Here is a 22,327-nt window from a genome sequence, read left to right on the forward strand (position 1 = left end):
CCTCATGAAAAAGCTCCTCACGGCGGTCGCCGTGCTGGCGGTCGCCTCGCTCGGCCTCGCCGCGTGCTCGTCCGGCAGCGACTCCGGCTCCAGCTCGGGCGACCCGGTCACCCTCACCTTCTGGCACGGCTACACCGAGGCCGACGGAGACGTGCTCGAGGGCATCGTCGATGACTTCAACGCTTCGCACGACGACGTGAAGATCCAGACCGAGGTCAAGACCTGGGCGGTTATCGACGACACGCTCCTCACGGCACTCTCGGCCGACCAGGGCCCCGACATCGTGGCGATGCCGGCCGAGCGCCTGCCCGTCTACGCCTCGAAGGGCGCGTTCGCCGACCTCACCGACTTCTACGCCGACGACGCGAGCAACACGAGCGAGCTCAACCCCCAGGCGGTCGCCATGGAGACGGTCGACGGCACCCCGTACGGCGTGCCCACCGGTTTCGTGCCGCTCTCGGTCTTCTACAACAAGGCCTTGTTCGCCGCGGCCGGCATCACCGAGTTCCCCACCACCTGGGACGAGTGGGTCGCCGACGCCAAGAAGCTCACCGTCGACCAGAACGGCGACGGCACGCCCGAGCAGTACGGCATGGTGCTGCCCGACCACGCCACGGTCGCCAACGGCGTCTGGCCGAGCCTGTTCTACGGCAACGGTGGTGACGTGGTCGACGACGGCACGACCGCCGTGATCGACTCGCCCGAGAACGCCGAGACACTGGAGTACTGGAGCAAGGCCGTCATCGACGACAAGATCTCGCCCACCGGTGTCGACGGGGTGAAGGCCGACGAGCTGTTCAGCTCGGGCAAGGTCGCGATGACCATCGGCGGCCCGTGGATGGCCTCCATCGCGAAAGACAATGCCATCGACTACGGCATCGCCGCGATCCCCGCCGGCCCGAAGCAGCAGGCCGCCTCGGCCATCGGCGTCTCGATGGGCATCACCGCGCAGGCCGACGACGCGAAGGCCGCCGCGGCGAAGGAGTTCTTCTCCTACTTCTTCGAGCCCGAGGTGGCCACCGCCTGGTCGCTCGGCTCGGGCTGGCCGCCCCTGCGCACCGACATCCCCGCCTCCGACGTGGCCGAGAACCCCACGGTCGCCGCGCTCACCGAGATCGCGGGCACCAGCCGTGCGCTGCTGCCGGGCGTGGTCGACAGCTCCGACGTGCTCACCGAGATGGATGTCGCGACGCAGAAGGCACTGGCCGGCGGCGACGTGCCCAGTCTGCTCGGCGACGCCCAGACCGCCATCCAGGGCACGCTCGACGAGCAGTAGCCCCTCGGATGCGCGGGGCCGGCCCCGCTCACCAGCCCGGCCCCGCGCATCCGCTGCCCGACCAGAGCCCCCACGCGAAGGATCCGAGATGACCACTCACGCCACCCGGCCGCCCCGCCGCTACCGCCCCCCGGGCCAGCTCGGCGGCCGCGGACCTCTCGGCGGCCAGGCCAAGCGCCGGCTGACGATCGCCGGCTTCCTGCTGCCGGCCCTCGGCATCCTCACCCTGTTCGTGTTCTGGCCGATGATCTCGGCGCTGCGCCTGTCGTTCACCGATGCCAGCGGCTTCGGCCGCGAGAAGTTCATCGGCCTCGACAACTACACCGAGGTCTTCACCGATCCCGACATCCTCCGGGCGATGGGCAACACGGTGCTCTACACCGTGATGTTCACGCCGCTCGCGGTCATCCTCGCCCTGGCGCTCGCCCTCGCGCTGAACAGCCCGTACCTGCCCTTCCGGGGCGTGTTCCGCACCTGGCTCTTCCTGCCCTTCATCGTGTCGCTCGCCGTGGCGGCCTTCGCCTGGCAATACCTGCTCGACCCGCAGGTGGGCCTGCTGAACTACTGGCTGCAGGGCTTCGGCATCCGCATCGGCAACGTGCTGCAAGACCCGGTGCTGGCGATGCCCACCGTGGTGCTCGTGGCGGTGTGGAAGAACTTCGCCTTCTACATGATCGTCTTCCTGGCCGGGCTGCAGGAGATCCCGGGCAGTCTCTACGAGGCCGCGAAGATGGACGGCGCCGGGCCGTGGTCGCGCTTCCGCAACGTCACGATGCCGCTGCTCGGCAACACCACCGGCTTCGTGCTGATCATCGCCACCATCGCCGCGCTGCAGGCCTTCGACCAGATCTATGTGCTGACCGGCGGCGGCCCGTACAAGAGCACCCAGACCGTGGTGATGCAGATCTACCAGTCCGGCTTCAAAGACCTCGACCTCGGGTTCGCCTCGGCACTGTCGTACGTGCTGCTGATCGCGACGCTCATCCTCAGCCTGGTGCAGTTCTTCGTCACCGGCCGACGCGAGAAGGATGTGGGCTGATGACCGCTCTGACCGAACGACCGCCCCGCACGCCGGATGCGCCGGTCGCGCGCTCCACGGCGAAGCGACGCGCGCCCCTGCGCCGGATCGGCCCGTGGCTGTTCTTCGCCGCCATGCTCGCCGTCGCCCTGCTGGTGCTGCTGCCGATCATCATCATCGTCTTCACCGCCTTCAAGCCCGTGGCCGAGGTGAACGCCTTCCCGCCCTCGCTGGTGCCGGGCGACTGGACGCTGGACAACTTCACCCGCATCTTCACCGAGCTCCCGTTCGGCCGGCTGATCCTGAACAGCTTCGTGTTCGCGGGCGGTGTCACGCTGTGCGCCTTGGTGTTCGACTCCCTCGCCGCCTACGTGCTGGCGCGGGTCGACTTCCGGGGCAGCCGCGTGCTGCTGATCGTGATCGTCGCGAGCCTGATGATCCCGTTCCAGGCCACCCTCATCCCGATCTACCAGCTGGTGGCCGACTTCGGCTGGGTCAACACCTTCTGGGGGCTGATCATCCCGAGGGCCGCGGATGCCTTCGGCATCTTCTTCCTGCGTCAGTTCTTCCTCTCGCTGCCGCGCGACCTCGACAACGCCGCGCGCATCGACGGGGCGAGCGAGTTCCGCATCTTCCGCAGCATCGTGCTGCCGAACGCGGTTCCGGCCCTGCTCACGCTCGGCATCTACACCTTCGTCAACAACTGGAACGACCTGCTGTGGCCGCTGGTGTTCACCACCCAGCAGGATATGGGCACCATCACCTCGGGGCTGACCCTGCTCACCGGCCCGAGCGGCATCGTGCCCTACGGCGTGATGATGGCCGGTTCGCTGATCGCCGTGGTGCCCCTGGCCGTGATGTTCCTCTTCGTGCAGAAGCGCTTCATCGAGAGCGTCGCCAGCACAGGGCTGAAGTAGGCGGGCAGGAGAGAACCATGACCGACACCATCAAATGGTTCGACGACGGCCGGATGCACTTCGGTCTCGGCATCGAAGACACCTTCGTGCCCCAGGAGCGACCCGGCGAACGGGCCGTCGACGAGTACGAGCTCACCGAGCACTACGAGCAGTTCGACACCGACTTCGCACTCGCCACCGGCGTCGGAGCCTCGTTCCTGCGCTGGGGCATCCCGTGGCACCGGGTGAATCCGGCGCCGGGGGAGTGGGACTGGTCGTGGCTGGACCGCGCCATGGCCTCCTTCGGCGAGCACGGCCTCCGCCCGATCGTCGACCTGCTGCACTACGGGACGCCGCTCTGGTTGGAGGGCGAGTTCGCGCATCCGGATTACCCGCAGCGCGTCGCCGAGTACGCCGTGGCCGTCGCCGAGCGCTACCGCGACGTGGCCACCGACTACACGCCGGTCAACGAGCCGATGATCCACGCGCTGTTCAGCGGCGAGTACGCCTACTGGCCCCCGTACCTCAGCGGCCCTCATGGTCTCGTGTCGATCTCGGCCGCGCTGGCCCGCGGCTTCGTGCTGACCCAGCGCGGCATCGCCGAGGTGCTGGGAGACGCCGCGAGCTTCGTGCACGTCGACGCCACCCTCCGCTACGCCGGCGACACGGATGCGCCCGAGCACCGGGAGACCGCCGAGCGACTGCGGCACCAGGCCTTCCTCGTGGAAGACCTGGTCACCGGATCGGTGGTCGAGGAGCATCCGCTCCGGCCGCTGCTGAGCTCGAACGGGCTGTCCGATGACGCCCTCGCCTGGTTCGCCGAGCACGCGGTGCGCCCCGATGTGATGGGTGTCAACTACTATCCGCGGCACTCGACCGAGCTGTTCGAGGCGGGCGTCACCCACGGCGGCGGCTTCGCTGATCCGCGCCCCACGCTCGACGACGGCACCGACGGGATGCTCGCCTCCCTCCGCGACTACGCCTCCCGCTACGGAGCCCCGGTGATGCTCTCGGAGACCTGTGTCACCGACTCGCCCGAGGCGCGCATCCGGTGGCTGGATGCCTCGGTGGGCGCTCTCCAGGCGGCCCGCGCCGAGGGGCTGCCGGTGGTCGGCTACACCTGGTGGCCGCTGTTCGACATGTACGAGTGGACCTACCGGCACAGCACCGCTCCGCGCGCCGCCCACCTGCTCAGCATGGGCCTCTACGACCTCGTCGAGCCCGTCGACGCCGGCGGTCCGCTCGGCCGGCGCGAGAACCCCGTCGCCGCACGCTTCCGCGAGCACGCGCTCGCGGCCTCCGATACCTCCACCCCCACCTCGAAAGGCTGAGATGGCCACCGCACGACTGATCTTCGACCCCCGCCTGCCCGTCGGCGCGGTCAACCGCCGCGTCTTCGGCTCCTTCGTGGAGCATCTGGGGCGCAGCGTCTACGACGGCCTCTACGAGCCCGGCCATCCCTCCGCCGACGAGCGGGGCTTCCGCGCCGACGTCATCGAGCTCGTCGAGCAGCTCGGGGTCAGCGCCATCCGCTACCCGGGGGGCAACTTCGTCTCCGGCTTCCGCTGGGAGGACAGCGTAGGCCCGGTGGCCGAGCGGCCCGCGCGCCTGGATCTGGCCTGGCACTCCACCGAGTCGAACGAGGTGGGACTGCACGAGTTCTCATCGTGGCTGGAGTCGGTGGGCAGCGAGCTGATGCTGGCCGTGAACCTCGGCACCCGTGGCACCCTCGAAGCCCTCGACCTGCTCGAGTACTCCAACCTCGCGCAGGGAACGGCGCTCGCCGACCGTCGCGCGGCGAACGGCCGCCGCGAGCCCTTCGACGTGCGGATGTGGTGCCTCGGCAACGAGATGGACGGCCCGTGGCAGCTCGGCCACCGCTCCGCCGACGACTACGGCAAGCTCGCCGCGCAGACCGCCCGGGCCATGCGCGCCTTCGATCCCGCGCTGGAGCTCGTGGTCTGCGGCTCGTCGAGCCGGCACATGCCCACCTTCGGCGAGTGGGAGCGGGTGGTGCTGAACCACACCTACGACGACGTCGACTACATCTCCTGCCACGCCTACTACGAGGAGAAGAACGGCGATCTCGGCAGCTTCCTCGCCTCGGCCGTCGACATGGACGCGTTCATCGAGTCGGTGGTCGCCACCATCGACCACGTCAAGGCCGTGAAGGGCAGCGACCACGTCGTGAACATCTCCTTCGACGAGTGGAACGTCTGGTACAACGAGCGCTTCGAGAAGGTCGACAAGCTCACCGGCGCCGACAACTGGCCGGTGGCTCCCCGGCTGCTCGAAGACGCCTACACGGTGGCCGACGCGGTGGTGGTGGGCAATCTCCTGATCTCGCTCCTCAGGCGCGCCGACCGGGTCACGAGCGCCTCACTCGCGCAGCTGGTGAACGTGATCGCGCCGATCATGACCGAGCCGGGCGGCATCGCCTGGAAGCAGACCACCTTCTTCCCGTTCGCCCTCACCTCGGCGCTGGCCACCGGCAGCACCGTCTCGACCCGGGTGGAGTGCGAGCGCTACGACACCGCCGAGTACGGATCGGTGCCCACCCTCGACGCCGTCGCCACGGTCGACGAGGTCACCGGCCGCACGAGCATCTTCGTGGTCAACCGCTCGCAGAGCGGGACCACGACCCTGGAGCTCGATCTCAGCTGCGTGGGAGCGGTGTCGGATGCGGGGGCTCAGACGCTCGCCGACGACGACTTCCACGCGGTCAACACCCTCGAGAACCCGCAGCGCGTCGGCATAGCCGTGAACGACACCCTGGTGCTCGGCGACGGCGTGGCCACGATCGAGCTGCCGCCGGTGTCGTGGACGGTGATCACGCTCAGCTGAGGCGGGAGGCCGCCTCCACGAGCACGTCCTCCGAGCCTGCGTAGATGCCGTCGCGCCGCGGCCAGTGGGCGATCACGTCGGTGAACCCGAGCTCGCCTGCGCGGCCCGACAGCTCCTGGAACGCGTCGACACTGCTGAGGGAGTACGTGCCGCCGGAGTCGAGCGAGAGATAACGGTCGATCGTGCCGGGGTCGCGACCGGATGCGGTGGCCGCGTCATCCAAGCGCGTCGCGAGCTCGGCCACAGCGCTCCACCACTCCTCGCCCGTGCGGCCCTCGGGGCCCGTGGTCACCCAGCCCTGGCCGAAGCGCGCGACGAGCGCGAGCCCCTTCGGCCCGTTCGCAGCGAGCACGAACGGCAGGCGGGGCGACTGGGCGGGGATGCCCACCATCCGCGCATCCTTCGCCGTGTACCACGCGCCCTCGAAGGAGAATCCGGCGTCGGATGGGGTGTCGGTGTCGGTGTCGGTGTCGGCGTCGGCCTCGAACCGCAGCAGGGCGTCCAGTCGCTCCACGAACTCGGCGAAGCGCTCGTGCCGCTGCCGGGGTGTCAGCTCCTCCTGGCCGAGCACGAAGGCGTCGAACCCGGTACCGCCCGATCCGACGCCCAGGGTCAGCCGCCCGCCCGCGATCTCGTCGAGGGTCGCCAGCTCTTTGGCGAAGGGAACAGGGTGCCGGAAGTTCGGCGAGGCCACGAAGGTGCCGAGCCGGATGCGCGAGGTGACCGTGGCGGCGGCTGTCAGCGTCGGCACGGTGGCGCCCCACGGCTCACCCGCGAGCGATCGCCAGGAGAGGTGGTCGTAGGTCCAGGCATGGTCGAATCCCAGTTGCTCGGCGAGCTGCCACCTGCGGCGGCCTTCGACCCAGGGATCTTGGGGCAGGATGACGATTCCGTGGCGCATGCTGCGAGTCTGGCACGCGGTCCGCCCCCTCGGTCAGACCCGGCGCGCCTCGGCCTCGTCGAGTTCGAGGTCGTCGGCGAGTTCCTCACGCGGCGCGACGGCCTGGAAGGAGCCGGTGGCCGTGGATGTCGCGGCCATCCGGTCGCCCTCGCCGAACACGAGGCGCAGGCGCCGCCGCGTGCCCTCCCGGCCGTCGCGCTCGAGCGGTACCCGCTGCAGGCGCGCCCGCCGGTACACGACGAGCCACACGGTGCCGGCCGCGAACGCCACCAGCCCGGCAGCGGCCGCCACGCCGAGGCCCCAGCGCGGCCCCAGGGCGTTGGCGACGGCCCCGATCAGCGGTGCCCCGATCGGCGTCCCGCCCATCAGGATGGCCATGTAGAGCGCCATCACCCGCCCGCGCATGAGGGGATCGGTGCTGGTCTGCACCGATCCGTTGGCGGTGGTGATCATCACCTGGCCGGCGAAGCCGATCAGCACGAGCGCCACCGCGAACACGATCAGCGACGGCGCGAGCGCCGCGGCCAGCGCGCTCGCCGCGAAGGCGCCGCAGGCTGCGAACACCAGCACCACCCGCGGCTTGTCGCGGCTGGCCGAGAGCAGGGCGCCCGCCACCGACCCCAGCGCCATCACCGAGGTGAGGATGCCGAAGCCCGCCGACCCGAGCCCGAACTCGACGGTCGCCATGGTGGAGGTGAAGATCTGGTAGTTGAAGCCGAACGTGCCCATCACGAACACGACCACGAACAGGATGAGCAGGTCGGGGCGCTGGCGCACGTAGCGGAACCCCTCCAGCAGCTGCCCCTTGGCGCGGGGAGCCCGAGGCACCTGCACCAGGCGGTCGGCCCGGATGGCGGCCAGCGACGCGAGCACCGCCGCGAACGTGACGGCGTTCAGAAGGAACACCCAACCGGCCCCGATGCCCGCCACGAGCAGTCCGGCCACGGCCGGACCGATGGTGCGGGCGGCGTTGAACGAGGCCGAGTTCAGCGCCACCGCGTTACCCAGGTTCGGCCCGGCCACCAGGTCGGAGACGAAGGTCTGGCGCACGGGCGCGTCGACCGCGGCGGCCACTCCGAGCAGCAGGGCGAACAGGTACACGATCCAGAGCTGGGCGACCCCGGCCAGCACGATCACACCGAGCCCGGCGCCGAGCAGACCCATCGCGAGCTGGGTCACCATGAGGGTGTGCCGCCGGTCGAGCCGGTCGGCGATCAGCCCCGAGAACGGCACGAGCAGCAGTTGCGGAAGGAATTGCAGGGCGGTGGTGATGCCGAGGGCCACGGCGTCGTGGTCGCTCAGCTCGGTGAGCACGATCCAGTCCTGTGCGGTGCGCTGCATCCACGTGCCCACGTTCGACACGAGGGCGCCGGCGAACCAGATGCGGTAGTCGATGCTCGCGAGCGAGCGGAACATCGCGCTCATTCGGCCGTCAGCTTCCGGATGACCGGGGTCGCGCGCTCGAGCAGCTCCCGTTCGGCGGGGGTGAGCCTCTCCAGCCGCTGCTCCAACCACACGTCGCGGCGCACCCGGGTGGCCTGCACGACCTCCCGGCCGGCCTCGGTGAGGGTCACCACCACCATCCGCCGGTCGTCGCCGCTCGGGGTGCGGCTCACGTACCCCGCGAGCTGCAGGGCGTTGAGGGTGCGGTTCATCGACGGCGGGCTGACCTGCTCGTGAGCGGCCAGGTCGGCCGGCGAACTGCCCCCGGTTCGGTCGAGCACCGCGAGCACGGCGCTCTGGCCGGGCGACAGCTCATCGTCGGCACGCTGCTGACGGATGCGTCGCGCGAGCCGCAGAGTCGCCTGCCGCAGTTCGCTGCCCAGTGAGGAGATGACCATGTAATTATCATACGCTAATTAGCCTTGCTAACGACCTGTGCGCCCCGGCCCGCCATCCGTACCCGGTGTTCAGCCTCGACCGGTTAAACTGCTTGCACGATGGCTACTTTTGGAAACCTCTCCGACCGGCTCGCCGAGACCTTCAGAAATCTCCGCACCAAGGGCAAGCTGAGCCCGGCCGATGTCGACAGCACCGTGCGCGAGATCCGGCGCGCCCTGCTCGACGCCGACGTGGCGCTCGAGGTCGTGAAGGAGTTCACCGGCAAGGTGCGCGAGCGCGCGCTCGGCGACGAGGTGAACCGTGCGCTGAACCCCGCCCAGCAGGTGGTGCAGATCGTCAACGAGGAGCTCGTGCAGATCCTGGGCGGCCAGCAGCGCCGGCTCGAGTTCGCCAAGAGGCCGCCGACCGTCATCATGCTCGCCGGCCTCCAGGGCGCCGGTAAGACCACCCTCGCGGGCAAGCTCGCGCGCTGGCTGGCGAAGGACAACCACACGCCGCTGCTCGTGGCGGCCGACCTCCAGCGGCCGAACGCGGTCAACCAGCTGCAGATCGTGGGCGGCCAGGCCGGCGTGGCGGTGTTCGCGCCCGAGCCCGGCAACGGTGTCGGCAACCCGGTGCGCGTGGCGAAGGACTCGATCAAGTACGCGGTCGACAAGCAGTACGACACGGTCATCATCGACACGGCCGGCCGACTCGGCGTCGACGCCGACATGATGAAGCAGGCAGCCGACATCCGTAAGGCCGTCGACCCCGACGAGGTGCTCTTCGTCATCGACGCGATGATCGGCCAAGACGCCGTCACCACGGCCCGCGCCTTCCAGGAGGGCGTCGACTTCACCGGTGTCGTGCTCACCAAGCTCGACGGCGACGCCCGCGGTGGAGCCGCACTGTCGGTGGCCTCGGTCACCGGCCGGCCCATCATGTTCGCCTCCACAGGAGAGACGCTCGACGCCTTCGAGCCCTTCTACCCCGACCGGATGGCCTCGCGCATCCTCGACCTCGGCGACATCCTCTCGCTGATCGAGCAGGCGCAGTCGGCGTTCGACGAAGAAGAGGCGCTGAAGGTCGCCGAGAAGTTCGCGACCGACTCGTTCACGCTTGATGACTTCCTGAAGCAGATGCAGCAGCTGCGCAACGTCGGCTCCATCAAGAAGATGATGAGCATGCTTCCCGGCGCCGGTGGCCTGAAGCAGCAGCTCGACAACTTCGACGAGAAGGAGATCGTGCGCACCGAGGCCATCATCCAGTCGATGACCAAGGCCGAGCGCGTCAACCCGAAGCTCCTCAACGGCTCCCGCCGGCTCCGTATCGCCCGCGGTTCGGGAATGACGGTCACCGACGTCAACCAGCTCGTGCAGCGCTTCGAGCAGGCCTCCAAGATGATGAAGACGGTGGCCAAGGGCGGCGTGCCGAACGTGCCCGGCATGGGCCCCATCCCTGGCGCCGGCTTCAGCGGCGGCCGCGGCAAGCAGCAGGCCAAGAAGAAGAGCGGTTCGCGGTCGGGCAACCCGGCCAAGCGGGCGGCCGAGAACGCGGCCCGGGTGTCGGGCGAGAAGCCGGCCCTCGCCGCCGGCTCGGGGGGAGGCGCCGGTTTCGGGCTCGGTTCCAAGGCTCCGGATGGTGCCCAGAACCCGTCGCCCGAAGAACTCGAGGCGCTGCAGCGCTTCCTGCGCTGACCCGCTCGCCGAGTTGAGCCGAATCGCCCCCATCCGCTCCGCGAACGGGCGATCCGGCGCAACTCGAGGAGCCCGGTAGTGCTTAGGCTGGGGGTATGACCACCACTTCCCGCCCTGTGCGCGTGGGCGTGCAGATCGCTCCCCAGCACGCCTCGTACGGCACCATCCGCGACACCCTCTCCGAGCTCGAAGACCTCGGCGTCGACATCGCCTTCAACTGGGACCACTTCTACCCGCTCTCGGGTGAACCCGACGGCCTGCACTTCGAGGGCTGGACGATGCTCGCGGCCTGGGCGGAGCAGACCTCGCGCATCCAGTTCGGCCCGCTGGTGACCTGCAACAGCTACCGCAACCCCGACCTGCTGGCCGACATGGCCCGCACGGTCGACCACATCAGCGCGAAGGACGGCGCCGAGGGGCGCCTGATCTTCGGCATCGGCTCGGGCTGGTTCGAGCGTGACTACGACGAGTACGGCTACGAGTTCGGCACCGCGGGTCAGCGGCTCGATGCCCTCTCCGAGGCGCTGCCGCGGATCGAGGCGCGCTGGGCGAAGCTCAACCCGGCGCCCACCCGTGACATCCCGGTGCTGATCGGCGGCGGGGGAGAGAAGAAGACCCTCCGCATCGTGGCCGAGCACGCCGACATCTGGCACTCCTTCGCCGACACCGAGACGCTCGAGCGCAAGCTCGGCATCCTCGAGGAGTGGTGCGGGAAGGTCGGCCGCCCGTTCTCCGAGATCGAGATCTCGGTGGGTACCCGAGGCGCCCGCGGCGACCAGCTGCCCGACATGGACCGCCAGCTCGAACTCGGCGTCACCCTCTTCACCCTGGGCATCTCCGCCCCCGACCTCGACATGCAGGGCGTGCGCGACCTCGTGAAGTGGCGGGACTCGCTCTAGCCGGCGGAGCCCGCGCTAGCGCAGGCCGTGGCGGAGTTCCTTGGTGAGGGAGGCCACCACGGCGTGCAGGCTGCCGCCGTTGGCCTCCGCCACGCGGAGCTGGCGCTGGTAACTGGCGCCGTGCTCGAGGATGAGGTTCACCTGGTCGAGCTCGGCCGTGCAGCCCAGCTTCTCCGCGGTCGGCGCGAGGCGCACGAGTTCGCCACGGATCGCATCCGTCACCAGCTGCTCGTCGCCCGCGGAGTTCAGGATGATCTCCGCGTCCATGCCGTAGCGGGCCGCGCGCCACTTGTTCTCGCGCACGAACCACGGCTGCATGGTCGGCAGTTCTTCGCCGTCGTCGAGCCGCTCGGCCATGTCGTCGACGAGGCACTGGATGAGAGCGGCCACCGCGCCGATCTCCTCGGGGCTCGACAGTCCGTCGCAGGCACGCATCTCCACCGTCCCCCACTGCGGGCTCGGCCGGATGTCCCAGCGCACCTCCGTGTGGTCGCTGATGACGCCGGTGCGCAGCAGATCGTCGACGTACTCCTCGTAGTTCGCCCAGCTGCCGAACTGGTAGGGCAACCCGGCCGTCGGCAGCTGCTGGAACATCAGCGCCCGGTTCGAGGCGTATCCCGTGTTCACGCCGCCCCAGAACGGGCTCGACGCGCTCAGCGCCTGCAGGTGGGGGTAGTAGTTCAGCAGCGAGTTCACGATCGGCAGCGCCTTGTCGCGCGAATCGATGCCCACGTGCACGTGGATGCCCCAGATCATCATGTTCCGGCCCCACCACTGGGTGCGGTCGATGAGCTTGTGGTACCGCTCCTTGTCGGTGACGGTCTGGTCGAACCACTGGCCGAACGGATGTGACCCGGCACACATGAGCTCCACGTCGAGCGGGTCGGTGATGGCCCGCACCTCGGCCAGCTGCCCCGTGAGGTCCTCCACCGCGTTCTTCACGCGGTGGTGCACGCGGCTGACGAGCTCGACCGTGTTCAGCAGCAGTTCGCCGGTGATCTGCGGATGAGGCGAGCCGTCGGGCTGCTGCAGCGACTCGAGAACCTCGGCCGCCACCGAGACCAGATCGCCCGAGCTCTGCTCGACCAGCGCGACCTCCCATTCGATGCCGAGGGTCGATCGTTCCGACGGGGCGAAGCTGATCTGCACGGGCAGCCTTTCGAGAATTACCGCTTTGGTGGCGATATCTGTCAGAATAGCCAGTCGAGTCCGCCCTCGCCCGACCCTCTAATCAGGCGGTGCGGATTCCCTTAGAGCTTTTGCCGAGTGTGCCCCCACGCTCACGGCTGTCAGTTCGCCCACCTCATAGATCACACAGGAGAATTGTGGCTGTCAAAATCCGTCTGAAGCGCCTGGGCAAGATCCGCGCGCCCTACTACCGCATCGTCGTCGCCGACTCGCGCACCAAGCGCGACGGTCGCGTCATCGAGGAGATCGGTCAGTACCACCCGACCGAGGAGCCCTCGGTCATCAAGGTCGACTCCGAGCGTGCCCAGTACTGGCTCGGCGTCGGCGCTCAGCCGACCGAGCAGGTCGCTGCGCTCCTGAAGCTCACGGGCGACTGGGGCAAGTTCAAGGGCGACAAGGATGCCGTGTCGACCGTTCGCGTCAAGGGCGAGAAGGAAGCCTACGTCGCCGACGAGAAGAAGAAGCCCGTCCTGAAGCCCAAGGCCGAGAAGCCCGCGGTCGTCGAGGCCGAGGCCGCTGCTGACGCCGAGGCCGCTGCCGCGACCGACGCCGAGGCCAACGAGGTCGCCGTCGAGGCGGCCGAAGACGCTGCGGACAAGGCCTGACCTTGCTCGCTCCCGCTCTCGAGCACCTCGTCAAGGGGATCGTCGACAACCCGGGCGACGTCCGGGTCGTCACGAAGAGCTCACCGCGCGGCGAGGTCATCGAGGTTCGTGTGAACCCCGATGACCTCGGTCGCGTGATCGGTCGTTCCGGGCGCACGGCCAAGGCCCTGCGCACGCTCGTCTCCGCTCTGGCTGATGGCCGGCGCGTTCGTGTAGACGTGGTGGACACCGATTACTGAGAACAACATGACCCAGCTCCGGGTTGGCCGGCTCACCAAGGCTCACGGGCTGAAGGGTGCCATCAAGCTGGAGATGTTCACCGACGACCCGGAACGACGCTTCGTTCCGGGCGCGGTGTTCACCCTGCAGGTACCCACCTCGTCGCCCTGGCACGGCAAGACCCTCGAGCTGGCCGAGCTCCGCTGGTACAACGGGCATCCGGTGGGCTTCTTCAAGGGCGTGCCCGACCGGTCCGCCGCTGAGGCGCTGATCAAGGCCATCCTCTGGATCGATCTCGACCCGGAAGACGCCGTCTCCACCGAGGAGGACGCCTGGTACGACCACCAGCTGGTGGGGCTCCGGGTGGAGCGCGACGGCCGTCAGATCGGCACCGTGAAGCTCGTGGAGCACATGCCGGCGCAGGACCTGCTGATCGTGAAGACCACCGAGGGCGCCGAGGTGATGGTGCCGTTCGTGAAGGCGATCGTGCCGTCGGTCGATCTCGCCGCCGGCGTCGTCACGGTCACGCCGCCGACCGGCCTCTTCGAGGAACTGCCCGACGACGAGCCCGGCGCTGCTCAGGAGTCCGAGACGGACGACGAGCCCGGCGCTGCTCAGGAGTCCGAGACGGACGACGAGCCCCGGCCTTCCGAGGCCGCGGAGAAACCGGCCGAGCCGACCGAATCGGCATGATGCGCATCGACGTCGTCTCGATCTTCCCCGAGTTCTTCGACGTGCTCGACATCTCGCTCCTCGGCAAGGCCCGGCGCACCGGCATCCTCGACGTGAAGGCGCACAACCTGCGCGAGTTCACCCACGACCGCCATCGCACCGTCGACGACACGCCCTACGGCGGCGGTGCCGGCATGGTGATGAAGCCGGAGCCCTGGGGTGAGGCCCTCGATGCCGTCCTGCCCGAGCATCCGGATGCCCGTCCCGTCGTCATCTTCCCCTCACCGGCGGGCACCGTGTTCACGCAGGCGATGGCACGCGAACTCGCCACGCGCGAGCACCTCGTGTTCGGCTGCGGCCGCTACGAGGGCATCGACCAGCGGGTGTTCGATCACGCCGCCACGCGGGCCGAGGTGCGCCTGGTGTCGATCGGCGACTACGTGCTGAACGGGGGAGAGGTCGCCGTGATGGCGATGATCGAGGCCATCGGCCGGCTCATCCCCGGCGTGGTCGGCAACCCCGAGAGCCTGGTCGAGGAGTCGCACGAGGACGGTCTGCTCGAGTACCCGAGCTACACGAAGCCGGCGTCGTGGCGTGGGCTCGAGGTGCCTCCGGTGCTCATGAACGGCAACCACAAGGCCATCGCGGCCTGGCGGCACGAGCAGCAGCTCGAGCGCACGCGCCGGGTGCGGCCGGATCTCCTCCCGCCGGAGTGAGGCCGCGCTCCTAGGAGCGAGCGGTGAGAACCAGCGGGCCGTCTTCGGTGATGGCGACGGTGTGCTCCATGTGGGCGCCGTTCGAGCCGTCGGCCGAGCGCAGGGTCCAGCCGTCTTTGTCGGTGTAGATCTTGTCGGTCGTCTCGAGGAACCACGGCTCGATCGCGATCACGAGGCCCGGGCGGAGGGGAAGCCCCCGGCCCGCGCGGCCCTGGTTCGCGATGTGCGGGTCGCCGTGCATGGTGCGGCCCACCCCGTGGCCGCCGAAGTCGGTGTTCACGCCGTACCCCGCGGCGGTCGCGACGGCACCGATGGCGGCCGAGATGTCTCCGACCTTGTTGCCGGGCCTGGCCGCAGCGATCCCCGCGGCCAGAGCCTCGGCGGTCACCTCGATCAAGCGGGTGTCCGCCGCCGACTTCGGGGTGCCCACCACCACGGTGAGCGCCGAGTCGGAGACCCAGCCGTTCACTGAGGCGGCGAAGTCGAGGCTCAGCACGTCTCCGTCGCGCAGCGCGTAGTCGAAGGGCAGGCCGTGCAGCACGGCGTCGTTCACGCTGGTGCAGAGCACCTTGCCGAAGGGCGACGCTCCGAACGAGGGGTGGTAGTCGATGTAGCACGACTCCGCCCCGCGCGCCCGGATCATGTCGTGGGCGATCGCGTCGAGCTTGAGCAGGTTCACTCCTACGGCAGCCCGTTTCGCGAGCTCGGTCAGCACCTCGGCCACGAAAGCGCCGGCGGGGCGCATCTGCTCGATCTCGGCGGGGGTCTTGAGCTCGATCATGCTGATTCCTTCCAGAGCGTGCGACGCGATCGGAAAAGCGTCCCTGACGACCCTATCGACCGCCCGCCCGTTCACCGTCTGCGCACCGGGAACACAGGGAACTTCCGGAGAGTCTGCCTACGCTGAACATGTGATCATCCGACGGGCGTTCTTCTACTGGCAGTTTCCTGCCTCGGTGATCCTGCCCGCCTGGGTTCTGGTGGGCTGGGGATTGTTCTCCGCCACCGGCTGGCAGATCCTCGGGGTCATCGTCGGCATCATGATGCTGACGGTCGGGATGCTCGCGGTCGCCGGAGTCACCTCCGCCCGCAAGGAGGTGCGCGCCGAGAAGGCGGTCTCCTGGCTCGATGTCGCACTCCTCGCCGTGCTGCACGCCCTGGTGATCGCCGTCGGCTTCTACAGCGATTTCACGGCGCTGTTCAGCACGCTCGCCGTGGTGGCGCTGATCGCACTCTTCTGGGCCGGCATCGTGCAACTGGTCATCGAGACCCGCAAGCGGGTGCGGGCCACCCTGGCGTCGTTCGAGGCCCAGGCCGCGCGGGCTGCGAGCATCGCCGGCCAGCCGCGCAGCCCGAGGGCCGACGGCGAGTACATCGTGATCGAGACGTCGGACCACGGCTCGACGCCTCCTCGTTACTGAGCGGGTTCGCGGCGTCGCGGAGCCGGATCGGGGGCCCGGCGACGTTGCCGTTCGACGCTTTCTGGGAGACCGGATCGCGGGCTTTGCGCGCATCCGTCGGTCTGTGGCACAATTGACCCTTGTGCCGCGGCCAGGCTCTGCCACAGGGGAGCCACCAATTCATGCGCACACCATCTACTGACACCGAAGCCGTAGTCGACCTGTGGCGGGTACAGATTGCGAACACATCATGCATATCCTCGATTCCGTCGACGCAGCGTCGCTGCGTACCGACATCCCCGATTTCCGCGCCGGTGACACCGTCAAGGTGCACGTGAACATCGTGGAAGGCACGCGCTCGCGTATTCAGGTCTTCCAGGGCGTCGTGATCGCCCGCAAGAACGAGGGTGTCCGCGAGAGCTTCACCGTGCGCAAGGTCAGCTTCCAGGTGGGCGTCGAGCGTACCTTCCCGGTGCACTCGCCGGTGATCGACCACATCGAGGTCGTCACCCGCGGTGACGTGCGCCGCGCGAAGCTGTACTACCTGCGCAACCTCCGTGGCAAGAAGGCCAAGATCAAGGAGAAGCGCGACGCGTAGTCCTGCGAATTCGCTTCGCGCTCGACGCGCGCTGAGAGTTATCCTGAGCTCCCGACCACTACAGTGGTTCGGGAGCTCAGGCGGTTAAATGACAGATACATCAGTGCCCTCGCACGAGACGAGTGGCGACACCGCCGACCAGCGGAATTCGAAGCGTTCGAAGAGCGCGTGGCTGTTCGCCCGCGACCTGCTCATCATCTTCGTGATCGCACTGCTGGCGTCCGTGCTCATCAAGACCTTCCTGGTGCGGTCGTTCTACATCCCCTCGGGGTCGATGGAGAACACGCTGCAGGTCAACGACCGCATCCTCGTGAACCAGCTCGAGCCGAACCTCATCCCCATCTCGCGCGGCGACGTGGTGGTGTTCAAAGACCCGGGCGGCTGGCTGCTGCCGACGGTCGAGGCCGAGAAGAACCCGGTGGCCGCCGCCCTCGACTGGGTGCTCGAAGGCGTCGGGCTCGCCGCCGACGACGCGAACGACCACCTCATCAAGCGCGTCATCGGCCTGCCGGGCGACCACGTCACCTGCTGCAACGCCCTCGGCCAGCTCGAGGTGAACGACGTGCCGCTCGATGAGAGCGCGTATCTGAAGCTCCCGGATGGCGTGTCTGCCGTCTCGCAGGAGCCGTTCGACATCACGGTTCCCGCCGATTCGCTCTGGGTGATGGGCGACAACCGCTACAACTCGGCCGACTCGCGGTTCAACCAGGACAAGCCGGGCAAGGGCTTCGTGCCCGAGAGCAACGTGGTGGGGCGGGCAGTGCTCGTGACCTGGCCGATCGACCACTGGGCGTGGCTCGACAACTACGGGAGCGTGTTCGACGGGATCCCGGAGGGGACGGGGGCGGCGCTGTCGGCACCGTCGGTGTCTTCTTCTTCTTCGGCCGTCTCGGCCGCGTCCGACGGCTCGGCGGTGACGGCGCCGGCTCTGCCCGGAGCCTCCCGATGAGCCCGGTCGCCGATCCCACGCTGCGCTTCGAGCGGGAGATCGCGGGGCTGGTGCGTGCGCGCCGTCGGCCCGCCGCATCCGTCGCCCCGGTCGAACCGGAGGCCGTCGAAGAGCGAGCCCCGCACAGCGGCATCATCATCGGCTGCGACGAAGTGGGTCGCGGCGCCCTCGCCGGGCCGGTGGGCGTCGGTGTGAGCGCCATTGACGTACGAGCCACGAAGTCGGTGCCCAAGGGCCTCCGCGACTCGAAGATGCTCTCCGAGGCCCGGCGGGAGGAGCTCGCACCGGTGGCCAGGGCGTGGAGCCTGGCGCACGCCGTCGGCTACGCCTCGGCCGACGAGATCGACGCGATCGGTATCAGCGCGTGCCTCGGCCTCGCGGGTCGTCGGGCGCTGGAGTCGCTCGCCGCCGACGGTGTCGACGTGTCGTCGGCCACCATCATCCTCGACGGGCAGTGGGACTGGCTCACCGCCGCTGCGCCCATGCCCGTGACCGTGCGCACCCGCATCAAGGCCGACCGCGACTGCGCGTCGGTGGCCGCCGCCTCCGTGGTGGCGAAGGTCGCCCGCGATCGGCTGATGATCGAGCACGCCGCAGCGCATCCGGCCTACGGGTGGGAGCGCAACAAGGGCTACGCGAGCGAGCAGCATCGCGACGCCATCGTGTCGCTGGGCGCCACCGCCCTGCACCGGCACACCTGGCTCTCCCGCATCTCGCCGCCCGCCGAGGCCCTGTTCGAGCTCGACGGGCTCTCGGAGTCGGCGTAGCGGCCTAGACTGAAGCCACGATGGACGAAGACGAATTCGAGGACTACGACCGCGAGGTCGAGCTTGCTCTCTACCGCGAATACCGAGACGTGGTCTCGCAGTTCAAGTACGTGATCGAGACCGAACGCCGCTTCTACCTCGCCAACGAGGTGGAGCTGGCCCGCCGAGACACCGAGCACGACTTCTATTTCGAGCTCACCATGAACGACGTCTGGGTGTGGGACGTGTACCGTTCCGACCGGTTCGTGAAGTCGGTTCGTGTGCTCACGTTCAAAGACGTCAACGTCGAGGAGCTCTCGAGCAAAGACTTCGAGCTGCCGAAAGAGCTCGCACTCGACGAGTAGCGGTCGCCGCACTCCTGCACACCTTCTCGGGTAGCCGGGGTTCTCTCCACAGATCCACCCCCGTCGCTCCACCGATTCCTCCCCGCACCGATCCTGGTCGCGGAGGTACCGATGAAGGCGAAAGACGAACTGGGCCGCCGCGGTGAAGACATCGCGGTCGAGCACCTGAAGCACAGCGGTCTGCGAGTGGTGGAGCGCAACTGGCGCTGCCCTGTGGGCGAGATCGACATCGTGGCGTTCGACGGGCAGACGCTCGTGGTCGTCGAGGTGAAGACGAGAACATCGGATGCCTACGGGCACCCGTTCGAGGCCATCACGCCCGCGAAACTGAGGCGGCTGCATCTGCTCGCGGCCGCCTGGCTCGAGCAGTACGGCTCGGGGCGGCGCGTCGCATTCCGCATCGATGTGGTGGGCATCCTGTGGCCCACCCACGGCGAGCCGAGCATCCAGCATCTCCGTGAGGTGCACTGATGGTGGCACGCACGCTCTCGGTGGCCCTGCTCGGCATGACCGGGGCGGTCGTGGAGGTCGAGGCGCACATCGCCGACGCCATCCCCGGCTTCCAGCTCATCGGGCTGCCGGATGCCGCCCTGTCGGACGCGAAAGACCGCGTGCGCGCGGCGGCGGCGAACGACGGATGCGCGTTGCCGGCCAAGAAGATCGTCGTCAACCTCTCGCCGGCATCGCTGCCCAAGCAGGGGTCGGCCTACGATCTCGCCATCGCGGTGGCCGTGCTCGCCGCGGAGGGGGTCATCCCGACGGCGGCCATCGAGTCGGTGGTGCATCTCGGCGAGCTCAGCCTCGACGGCAGGGTGCGCCCGATGCAGGGCGTCCTGCCGGCCATCGTCGCCGCGCGCGCGGCGGGCTACCGGCGCTTCGTGGTGCCGGCGGGCAACGCCGGTGAGGCGAACCTGGTACCCGATGTCGAGATCTGCACGGTGGCGTCGCTCCGCGACGCCCTCATTCGGCACGGCGCCTCGTTGGAGCCCGTCGACGTCGATCCGCTGAGGTCGCCTGCGCCCCTGCCGCCCGAGCTTCCCGACGGAGATCTCGCCGACGTGGTGGGCAACCCCGATGCCGTCGAGGCGCTCGTCGTCGCGGCCGCGGGGGGCCACCACCTCATGATGCTCGGCCCGCCCGGGGCGGGCAAGACGATGTTGGCCCACCGCCTTCCGGCGCTGTTGCCCGACCTCGACGCTGAGCAATCGCTGGTGGTCACGTCGATCTCGTCTCTGGCGGGCCGGCCGCTCAACGGCCTCATCTCGCGCCCACCGCTCGAGAGCCCGCATCACACGTCGTCGGCCGCCGCCCTCGTGGGTGGAGGCTCGAAGGTCATCCGCCCGGGGGCCGCCGCGCGGGCGGCCCACGGCATCCTCTTCCTCGACGAGGCGCCCGAGTTCCCGGCCTCCGTGCTCGACGCCCTGCGCCAGCCGCTGGAGTCGGGAACCATCAGCATCCACCGGGCGAGCGCCACCGCGCACTTTCCCGGCCGATTCCAGCTCGTGCTCGCGGCGAACCCCTGCCCCTGCGGCCAGTTCGGGGCCAGAGACATCGCCTGCACCTGCACCCCCATGGCTCGGCGGCGCTACCTTGGCCGGCTCTCGGGCCCCTTGCTCGACCGCGTCGACCTGCAGCTCCGGGTCAACCGGGTCACCACGTCGGCGGTGCGCATGACGGCCGACGACCGACCGCGCACCACGACCGCGGTGGCCCGCGCCCGGGTCGAGCAGGCGCGGGCGGTAGCCCGCGACCGTCTGGCGGCCACGGCCTGGAAGACGAACTCCGAGGTGCCGGGCGTCTGGTTCAGGTCGGCGAAGCGCCGGCTCGCGCCAGCCGTCTCGGCACCGATCGACCGTGCTCTCGAACGAGGGTCGCTCACGATGCGTGGCTACGACCGCGTGCTGCGTGTGGCGTGGACTCTCGCCGACCTCGACGGGGCGACCTCGCCGAACGGCGACCACGTCGGCTGGGCGCTCTACCTGCGGAAGTCGGTGGCGTCATGACGACGGTCTACGAACTCGATCGTGCACTCGTGCGCGACCTCACGTCTGCGGTCGCGCCGACGCCGGGGGAGGGAGAGCGGCACGAAGTGTCGGAGCACGACGACGTGCAGGCGGCGCGGATGTTCGCCTCCGCCGCCTGGTCGACGCTCGCCGAGCCGGGAGACGCCACGGCCGGGCACGTCACGGCGGCCCTGGGTGCCGATCGGGCGCTGAGTCTTCTGATCGAGAGCCGAACGGTGCCGGAGTGGGTGGCCGCCCTGCGCGAGCCCAGCGAGGTCGATGCGCGAGGGTCCGGCGCTTCGGAGATCGATGAGCGGGAGGTCTCGTCGGCGCTCGAACGGTGGCGGCCCCGGCTCGCGTCACGCACGGTGGTCGCCTCGCTGCGGTCGGCGGCGCGGATCGAGGCGCGGCTGCTCGTGCCCGGTACCCCTGACTGGCCCCCTGTCTTCGACGACCTGGGGCCTCACGCACCGTTGGCGCTCTGGGTTCGGGGGAGTCTGCGGGCGCTCGCGCATCCGGCCGGCCTCGTGGCCATCGTGGGCTCCCGGGACGCCACGAACTACGGCGAGCACGTCGCGATGGAACTCGCTTCGGGCCTCACCGACCGCGGTTTCGCGATCGTCTCCGGCGCTGCCTACGGCATCGACGGCATGGCCCATCGGGCCGCCCTCGTGAGCGGCGGCATCACGGTGGCCTACCTCGCCGGCGGCGTCGATCGGCTCTACCCGGCGGCCCACCACGACCTGCTGCTGCGGGTGGCGGCCTCGGGAGCGATCGTGTCGGAGCTGCCGTGCGGCACCGCGCCCACGAAGTGGCGCTTCCTGCAACGCAACCGGCTCATCGCGGCGGCCAGCCAGGCGACCGTGGTGGTGGAGGCGGGGAGGCGCTCCGGCTCGCTCAACACGGCCGGCCACGCGGCGGCGCTCGGTCGCCCGCTCGGGGCAGTACCCGGCCCGATCACCAGCAGCACCTCGGCGGGCTGCCATCGCCTGCTCCGGGAGTACGACGCCACCTGCGTCACCTCGGCTGCCGACGTGGTGGAGCTCGTCCTCGGGCCCTCCGGTTCCGACCCGGCCCCGCCACTGTTCGACTTCGAGGCGGTGCTCCACCCCGCCGGGGCGTCCACCCCGCCGCCTGCCGCACCGTCGGCTTCGAGTGCGGTGATCATGCCCGGCGCCGAGCGGGCCACCGCGCCCACATCGAGCGAGGTCTCGCCACCCGCCTCCGCCTCGGTGATCGAGGTCGTTGCCGCACCGGTCGGAGCCGCCGCGAACGGCGATGCGGTGCGGGTGCTCGACGCGATGAGCAAGCGCACCGCCCGCTCGGCAGACGACATCGCGACTCGCTCCGGCATGTCGCCCCGGGCTGTCGCGGCGACCCTCGGCGTGCTGCTGCTCGACGAGGTCGTCCGCGAGAACGCGAAGGGCTGGGTGAAGCGATGAGGGCTCTCGGCCGAGGTGGCCCAGTCGTTCGGGCGCTGTTCGGTGTGAGGTCACGATCGAGGTCGGAGGGGT

Annotated in this window: 24 protein-coding genes; 19 read left to right on the forward strand and 5 right to left on the reverse strand. The window is 69.4% G+C overall.

Annotation, left to right across the window (positions count from 1 at the left end; all coding sequences use genetic code 11):
- The first annotated feature begins 4 nt into the window (after positions 1-4).
- The 5 genes from ACEXOR_RS04655 to arfA all read left to right on the forward strand — a co-directional run bounded on the left by ACEXOR_RS04655 (position 5) and on the right by arfA (position 6,034).
- The gene (locus tag ACEXOR_RS04655; protein WP_374848223.1) at positions 5-1,276 is read left to right on the forward strand and encodes an ABC transporter substrate-binding protein; all 1,272 of its coding nucleotides are present in this window, start codon (positions 5-7) and stop codon (positions 1,274-1,276) included.
- An 88-nt stretch (positions 1,277-1,364) separates the two neighbouring features.
- Positions 1,365-2,315 carry a carbohydrate ABC transporter permease gene (locus ACEXOR_RS04660; protein WP_374848224.1) on the forward strand — a complete coding sequence of 317 codons (951 nt, stop codon included), beginning with the start codon at positions 1,365-1,367 and terminating at the stop codon, positions 2,313-2,315.
- Complete coding sequence (locus ACEXOR_RS04665; RefSeq protein ID WP_374848225.1) at positions 2,315-3,211, forward strand: carbohydrate ABC transporter permease; 897 nt, start codon at positions 2,315-2,317, stop codon at positions 3,209-3,211. The genes ACEXOR_RS04660 and ACEXOR_RS04665 overlap by 1 nt, the downstream gene beginning before the upstream one ends.
- A gap of 17 nt (positions 3,212-3,228) precedes the next feature.
- Positions 3,229-4,521 (forward strand): family 1 glycosylhydrolase, encoded by a 1,293-nt coding sequence (locus tag ACEXOR_RS04670; RefSeq protein WP_374848226.1) that lies wholly within the window; start codon positions 3,229-3,231, stop codon positions 4,519-4,521.
- Between the two features lies 1 nt (position 4,522).
- Positions 4,523-6,034, forward strand: coding sequence for an arabinosylfuranosidase ArfA (gene arfA / locus ACEXOR_RS04675; RefSeq protein ID WP_374848227.1), 1,512 nt, complete (start codon positions 4,523-4,525; stop codon positions 6,032-6,034).
- On the opposite strand, the gene ACEXOR_RS04680 is transcribed toward arfA, so the two are convergent.
- From ACEXOR_RS04680 to ACEXOR_RS04690, 3 genes are read right to left on the reverse strand one after another with little or no spacing between them, the layout of a single operon-like run.
- On the reverse strand, positions 6,027-6,935 hold the full coding sequence (locus ACEXOR_RS04680; RefSeq protein WP_374848228.1) for an LLM class flavin-dependent oxidoreductase: 909 nt from the start codon (positions 6,933-6,935) through the stop codon (positions 6,027-6,029). The genes arfA and ACEXOR_RS04680 overlap by 8 nt on opposite strands.
- 33 nt (positions 6,936-6,968) lie before the next feature.
- Positions 6,969-8,360 carry an MFS transporter gene (locus tag ACEXOR_RS04685; protein WP_374848229.1) on the reverse strand — a complete coding sequence of 464 codons (1,392 nt, stop codon included), beginning with the start codon at positions 8,358-8,360 and terminating at the stop codon, positions 6,969-6,971.
- Positions 8,357-8,776: a MarR family winged helix-turn-helix transcriptional regulator gene (locus tag ACEXOR_RS04690; protein ID WP_374848230.1), complete on the reverse strand. Its 420-nt coding sequence runs from the start codon at positions 8,774-8,776 to the stop codon at positions 8,357-8,359. The genes ACEXOR_RS04685 and ACEXOR_RS04690 overlap by 4 nt, the downstream gene beginning before the upstream one ends.
- Positions 8,777-8,875: 99 nt before the next feature.
- Between ACEXOR_RS04690 and ffh the strand changes: the two genes are divergently transcribed.
- Together ffh and ACEXOR_RS04700 are read left to right on the forward strand one after the other, a co-directional pair.
- Positions 8,876-10,453: a signal recognition particle protein gene (ffh, locus tag ACEXOR_RS04695; RefSeq protein WP_374848231.1), complete on the forward strand. Its 1,578-nt coding sequence runs from the start codon at positions 8,876-8,878 to the stop codon at positions 10,451-10,453.
- A 95-nt stretch (positions 10,454-10,548) separates the two neighbouring features.
- Complete coding sequence (locus tag ACEXOR_RS04700) at positions 10,549-11,352, forward strand: LLM class F420-dependent oxidoreductase (RefSeq protein ID WP_374848232.1); 804 nt, start codon at positions 10,549-10,551, stop codon at positions 11,350-11,352.
- A gap of 15 nt (positions 11,353-11,367) precedes the next feature.
- On the opposite strand, the gene ACEXOR_RS04705 is transcribed toward ACEXOR_RS04700, so the two are convergent.
- Complete coding sequence (locus ACEXOR_RS04705; protein WP_374848233.1) at positions 11,368-12,501, reverse strand: glutamate--cysteine ligase; 1,134 nt, start codon at positions 12,499-12,501, stop codon at positions 11,368-11,370.
- A 176-nt stretch (positions 12,502-12,677) separates the two neighbouring features.
- Here ACEXOR_RS04705 and rpsP point away from each other — a divergent pair, with 176 nt between their 5' ends.
- From rpsP to trmD, 4 genes are read left to right on the forward strand one after another with little or no spacing between them, the layout of a single operon-like run.
- The gene (rpsP, locus tag ACEXOR_RS04710) at positions 12,678-13,145 is read left to right on the forward strand and encodes a 30S ribosomal protein S16 (protein WP_374848234.1); all 468 of its coding nucleotides are present in this window, start codon (positions 12,678-12,680) and stop codon (positions 13,143-13,145) included.
- 2 nt (positions 13,146-13,147) lie between these two features.
- Positions 13,148-13,384, forward strand: coding sequence for an RNA-binding protein (locus ACEXOR_RS04715; protein ID WP_374848235.1), 237 nt, complete (start codon positions 13,148-13,150; stop codon positions 13,382-13,384).
- 7 nt (positions 13,385-13,391) lie between these two features.
- On the forward strand, positions 13,392-14,057 hold the full coding sequence (gene rimM, locus ACEXOR_RS04720; protein ID WP_374848236.1) for a ribosome maturation factor RimM: 666 nt from the start codon (positions 13,392-13,394) through the stop codon (positions 14,055-14,057).
- Positions 14,057-14,752 carry a tRNA (guanosine(37)-N1)-methyltransferase TrmD gene (gene trmD / locus ACEXOR_RS04725; RefSeq protein ID WP_374848434.1) on the forward strand — a complete coding sequence of 232 codons (696 nt, stop codon included), beginning with the start codon at positions 14,057-14,059 and terminating at the stop codon, positions 14,750-14,752. The genes rimM and trmD overlap by 1 nt, the downstream gene beginning before the upstream one ends.
- Positions 14,753-14,762: 10 nt before the next feature.
- Here trmD and map read toward each other — a convergent pair whose 3' ends face one another.
- Positions 14,763-15,533 (reverse strand): type I methionyl aminopeptidase, encoded by a 771-nt coding sequence (map, locus tag ACEXOR_RS04730; protein ID WP_374848237.1) that lies wholly within the window; start codon positions 15,531-15,533, stop codon positions 14,763-14,765.
- A 130-nt stretch (positions 15,534-15,663) separates the two neighbouring features.
- On the opposite strand from map, the gene ACEXOR_RS04735 reads away from it, so the two are divergent.
- The 8 genes from ACEXOR_RS04735 to dprA all read left to right on the forward strand — a co-directional run bounded on the left by ACEXOR_RS04735 (position 15,664) and on the right by dprA (position 22,255).
- The gene (locus tag ACEXOR_RS04735; protein WP_374848238.1) at positions 15,664-16,173 is read left to right on the forward strand and encodes an MFS transporter; all 510 of its coding nucleotides are present in this window, start codon (positions 15,664-15,666) and stop codon (positions 16,171-16,173) included.
- Between the two features lie 229 nt (positions 16,174-16,402).
- Complete coding sequence (rplS, locus tag ACEXOR_RS04740) at positions 16,403-16,750, forward strand: 50S ribosomal protein L19 (protein WP_374848239.1); 348 nt, start codon at positions 16,403-16,405, stop codon at positions 16,748-16,750.
- A gap of 88 nt (positions 16,751-16,838) precedes the next feature.
- The gene (gene lepB / locus ACEXOR_RS04745) at positions 16,839-17,699 is read left to right on the forward strand and encodes a signal peptidase I (RefSeq protein ID WP_374848240.1); all 861 of its coding nucleotides are present in this window, start codon (positions 16,839-16,841) and stop codon (positions 17,697-17,699) included.
- The gene (gene rnhB, locus ACEXOR_RS04750) at positions 17,696-18,466 is read left to right on the forward strand and encodes a ribonuclease HII (RefSeq protein WP_374848241.1); all 771 of its coding nucleotides are present in this window, start codon (positions 17,696-17,698) and stop codon (positions 18,464-18,466) included. Before lepB ends, rnhB begins: the two co-directional genes overlap by 4 nt.
- 20 nt (positions 18,467-18,486) lie before the next feature.
- Positions 18,487-18,810, forward strand: a complete 324-nt coding sequence (locus ACEXOR_RS04755) for a DUF2469 domain-containing protein (protein ID WP_022898285.1) — start codon at positions 18,487-18,489, stop codon at positions 18,808-18,810.
- Between the two features lie 111 nt (positions 18,811-18,921).
- The gene (locus ACEXOR_RS04760; RefSeq protein WP_374848242.1) at positions 18,922-19,281 is read left to right on the forward strand and encodes a YraN family protein; all 360 of its coding nucleotides are present in this window, start codon (positions 18,922-18,924) and stop codon (positions 19,279-19,281) included.
- Complete coding sequence (locus tag ACEXOR_RS04765; RefSeq protein WP_374848435.1) at positions 19,278-20,813, forward strand: YifB family Mg chelatase-like AAA ATPase; 1,536 nt, start codon at positions 19,278-19,280, stop codon at positions 20,811-20,813. The genes ACEXOR_RS04760 and ACEXOR_RS04765 overlap by 4 nt, the downstream gene beginning before the upstream one ends.
- Positions 20,810-22,255: a DNA-processing protein DprA gene (gene dprA / locus ACEXOR_RS04770; RefSeq protein WP_374848243.1), complete on the forward strand. Its 1,446-nt coding sequence runs from the start codon at positions 20,810-20,812 to the stop codon at positions 22,253-22,255. Before ACEXOR_RS04765 ends, dprA begins: the two co-directional genes overlap by 4 nt.
- Positions 22,256-22,327 lie beyond the last annotated feature (72 nt).

The organism is Herbiconiux liangxiaofengii, assembly GCF_041927335.1.
Classification (GTDB): Bacteria; Actinomycetota; Actinomycetes; order Actinomycetales; family Microbacteriaceae; genus Herbiconiux; species Herbiconiux liangxiaofengii.